The sequence below is a fragment of the Deferrisoma sp. genome (genome assembly GCF_054681715.1).
The window spans coordinates 1-3,942 of record NZ_BAAHFQ010000221.1; the positions used below are offsets into that span (position 1 = coordinate 1).

General features: G+C 72.8%; 2 protein-coding genes and 1 pseudogene. All 3 read left to right on the forward strand.

Translation table 11 applies throughout. The features are described from left to right. A pseudogene (locus ACY0I8_RS16840) lies at positions 1-968 on the forward strand (hypothetical protein); the annotation flags it as partial. A 141-nt stretch (positions 969-1,109) separates the two neighbouring features. Then, positions 1,110-2,153, forward strand: coding sequence for a DUF7309 domain-containing protein (locus ACY0I8_RS16845; protein ID WP_461395672.1), 1,044 nt, complete (start codon positions 1,110-1,112; stop codon positions 2,151-2,153). Beyond that, complete coding sequence (locus ACY0I8_RS16850) at positions 2,150-3,118, forward strand: PLP-dependent cysteine synthase family protein (RefSeq protein WP_459942173.1); 969 nt, start codon at positions 2,150-2,152, stop codon at positions 3,116-3,118. The genes ACY0I8_RS16845 and ACY0I8_RS16850 overlap by 4 nt, the downstream gene beginning before the upstream one ends. Positions 3,119-3,942: the final 824 nt, after the last annotated feature.

The following is a 3,942-nucleotide window of genomic DNA, read 5'->3' on the forward strand; positions in this document are numbered from 1 at the left end:
ACAGCCCCCTGGCCGAGATCCTGCCCGTGGATCTCTCGGGGATGGTGCCCGGCCAGGCGTTTTTCCCGGGCCGGTTCCGTCCCCGGCTGACCCCGGCCGGCGAGGCCCATCCGATCCTGCGGTGGAGGCCCGATCCGGCCGAGAACCGCGCCCTGTGGGACGGGTTGCCGCCCCTGGAGGGGATGAACTGGGTCCTGCGGCCCCGGCCGGGCGCGGTGGTGCTGGCCGAGAACCCCGAGCGCCGAAACGAGTACGGGCCCGTGCCGCTCCTGGTGACCGCCGAGGCGGGCGCCGGCCGGGTCATGGCCGTGACCACCGACAGCCTGTGGCGCTGGACCCTGCCGGCCGTGGGGGCCGGCGGCGACGACGGCCCCTACCGGGAGTTCTGGGGCCGGGTGCTGCGCTGGCTCGTCCACGACCCGGAAACGGAGCTGGTGCGGCTGGCGGTGCCGGCCGGGACGGTGCGGGCCGGCACCCCCTTTACCCTTCGGGCCCGGGTGCTCGACCCCTCGTACCAGCCGGCCCGGGGGGCCGAGGTGACCGGCCGGCTGGTGGGCGAGGCCGGGCAGGAACAGGCCCTGGTTTGGCGCGAGACGGCCGCCGGGGAGTACCAGGCCGAAGCCGTGACCGTGCCCGCCGAGGGGGTGTGGGCGGCGGAGATCGAGGCCCGGTTGGGGGGCGTGTTCCTGGGCCGCGACCGGATCGGGCTTCCCGTGGAACCCCCGAGCCCGGAACCGCTGCGGCTCGGGATCGACCGGGCGTACCTGGAGGCCCTGGCCGAGTCCTCGGGCGGGCGCGTGGTGGAACCGGGCGACGCCGGGCTGTTTCGGGATCTGGAGGCCCGGGCCCGGGACCGGCTCGAGGTGGTGGGCCGGCGGGTGGACGAGGTGTGGCCCCGGTGGTGGCTCTGGGCGGTGACCGTGGGGCTCCTGGGGCTCGACTGGGGGCTTCGTCGGTGGTGGCGATGAACCGGGTCGGCTTCTGGCGTCTGCCCCGCCGGACCGGGTAGGATGCGGGCCCGGCGGGAGGGGGGCGAGGGACTGCCGTCCCTGGCCCCATCCTTCCGGGCCCGGAAACCGTGGAACGACGACCGACGCAAGGGAACCCCCATGAGCGACGAGCAGGAGGAGGTCTGGACCCGGCTGATCCGGGTCGCGGTGGAGGTGAAGACCCTGGCCCCCTGGCGCTGGATGGACGAGGCCCAGGTGTTCGGGGTCGTGGACCCCGACACGGGGGAGCACGGGTACGTGAGCGTCATGGGAACCCAGGGCGAGCACCTGGCCATGGCCGTGTACCGGGGACCCGTGGGGCTTCTGGGGTTTTCCCGGATGCAAAACGGGGAGATCGAGGCCTCCCCGGAGCTGTTCTTCGAGATCCCCCAGCTCCAGATGTCGTTCGAGGACCGGAGCCTTCTCGAGCGCGCCGACCGCGATCTCCTGGTCGAGCGGGGCTTCCGGTTCCGGGGGAGGCAGGCCTGGCCCCTGTTCCGGGCCTACCGGCCCGGGTGGGAGCCGTGTCTGCCCACCGAGGCCGAGGCGCGGTTCCTGGCGGCGGCGGGGGAGCAGCTCCTCGACGTGGCCCGGCGGCTCCAGGACGACCCCTCGATCCTGTTCGGGCCGAGCCCCGACGCGCTTCTCCATCGGGTGGCCCGGCGCCGGAAGGGTGCCCTGGTGTGGTCCGACCGGTACATGCCGCCCCCGGAGTTTCCAGAGACCCGGATTCCCATCGCCATCGACGGCGCCCTCGTGGAGGCGGTGGAGAGGCTTCCCGTGGGGATCGGCTGCGCCGAGGTCGAGGCCGGGCTCGCGTTCACGCCCGTGGGGCCCCGAAGGGGGGAACGCTTTTTCCCGGTGCTTCTGGTCGTGGCGGACCAGCAGTCGGGGGCGGTGATCCACGTGGACACCTTCGAGCCCTTGGAGCCCTACGAGTATACCTACGGGGAGATCCCGGAGTCCCTGTTCGAAGGGTTCCTGCGCGTGGGCCGGCGGCCCCGGGCCGTACGGGTGCGGCCGGGGCTCACGGCCGGGGTGCTCCGGGCCGTGGCCCAGGGGATCCCGTGGCTCCGGGTGGAGGTGGTGGAGGCGGTGCCGGCCGCCCAGGCCGCCCGCGAGGGCATGATCGAGTTTCTCCAACAGCGGAGCGGGCGACGATGAGGCCCCAACTGGAAGAACGGAGGGAGCCGGTTCGCGGCGCGGTCGTGGGGCGGCCCCGGGGGGTGGTTTCGGCCATCGGATGGACGCCCCTGGTGTGCCTCGACCGGCTAGTGCCGAGTTCCCGGGTCCGGGTGCTGGCGAAGCTGGAGGGCGCAAACCCGGGCGGGTCCGTGAAGGACCGGCCGGCCCGGTACATGATCGAAGCGGCCGAGCGGGCCGGGGACCTCCGCCCGGGCCGGGAGATCCTGGAGCCCACGTCGGGGAACACGGGTATCGCGCTGGCCATGATCGGGGCGGCCCGGGGCTACCGGGTGACCCTGGTCATGCCGGCCTGCGTGAGCCTGGAGCGGCGCCGGGTGCTCGAGGCCTTCGGGGCCCGGGTGATCCTGAGCCCGGGGCCCGAGGGCACCGACGGCGCGATCCGGCTGGCCCGGCGCATGGTGGCCGAGGATCCGGAGCGGTACTACATGCCCAACCAGTACGGGAACCCGGCCAACGCCCTGGCCCACTACGAGACCACCGGCCCCGAGATCTGGGAGCAGACGGGCGGCGAGATCGATGCCTTCGTGGCCGGCCTCGGCACCACGGGCACCCTGATGGGCACCGGCCGGTTTCTGAAGGAGCGCAGCCCGGCCGTGGCCGTGGTGGCCGTGGAACCCCCTCCGGGGCATGCCATCCAGGGCCTGAAGAGCATGCGGGAGGCCATCGTGCCGGATCTGTGGGATCCCCGGTTTCCCGACCGGATCCTCGAGGTGGGCGACGCCGAGGCCTTCGAGACCTGCCGGAGGCTGGCCCTGGAAGAGGGGCTGTTCGTCGGCATGTCGAGCGGGGCGGCCGTGGCCGGGGCCCTGCGGGTGGCCCGGGAGCTGGAGTCGGGCACCGTGGTGGCCGTGCTCCCCGACCGGGGCGACCGCTACCTCAGCACCAACCTGTTCCGGTCGGTCTGCGCCGACTGTCCGCCGTAGGGAAGCTCCGTAGGCCGCGCTCCGCGGCCTGCTTGCGACCGATTGACACGCGTAAGCGCCGGGGCGCGCGCTGGCGGGCGGGGCAAGGGGCCCCCGTGTCAGAAATCGGACATCAGAGGACAGGGGTCGGTGCATCGCGGGGCTACGGAATCCTGTCGGCCGAATTCTGATTTCTGTTCCCCGGTACGGCCGCACCCGGCTCTCCGGGAGGCCCCTTGCCCCCCTGACGCGGGCGACGGGTCCGTGTCAGTTGGAAGCGGGGAGGCTGGAAGGCTCGAACCCGAAGTCTCATACCAAGTTGCGTTCAAAACTACCGTTTCCTGATTCGGCCCGGCAAGGGGCCTGGTGGAGCGCCGGGCGTGGCTCCTACAGTCGCTGCAGCCGGCACTCAGCCGATGTCTCCCTCGCCATGAGCCCACCGATGACTCGCCAACGTTCGTGTTTCCGCCGTTCATGGCGGCGCCGGGCTGAGTGCCGGCTGCAGCGTGAGCCGGATGCCGCACTCACGCACGGCCGGAACCAGGCCCCTTGTCGGGCCCCGGGATGGGTGTCGGTTTGAACGCAACTTGGTATCAGGGGGGTGGGCGAAGGCGCTGGGATCGGGGGGTAGAGCGTCCCAGCCTCGCAGCTTTCCAGCTTCCCAGCGTAACGCGCGAAACCGTTTGAGAGGTGCGGGTGCGGCGCTTCCTTTGGATTTTCGGCACCTTTTTGGGCGCGCTGGTCGTGGGGGTCTGGGCCCTGGGCCTGCCGGCCGTGGAACGGGCGGCCGTGGCGTGGGTGCAGGCGCGGGTGCGGGCCGCCGGGGGAACCCTGGAGGTGAAGGC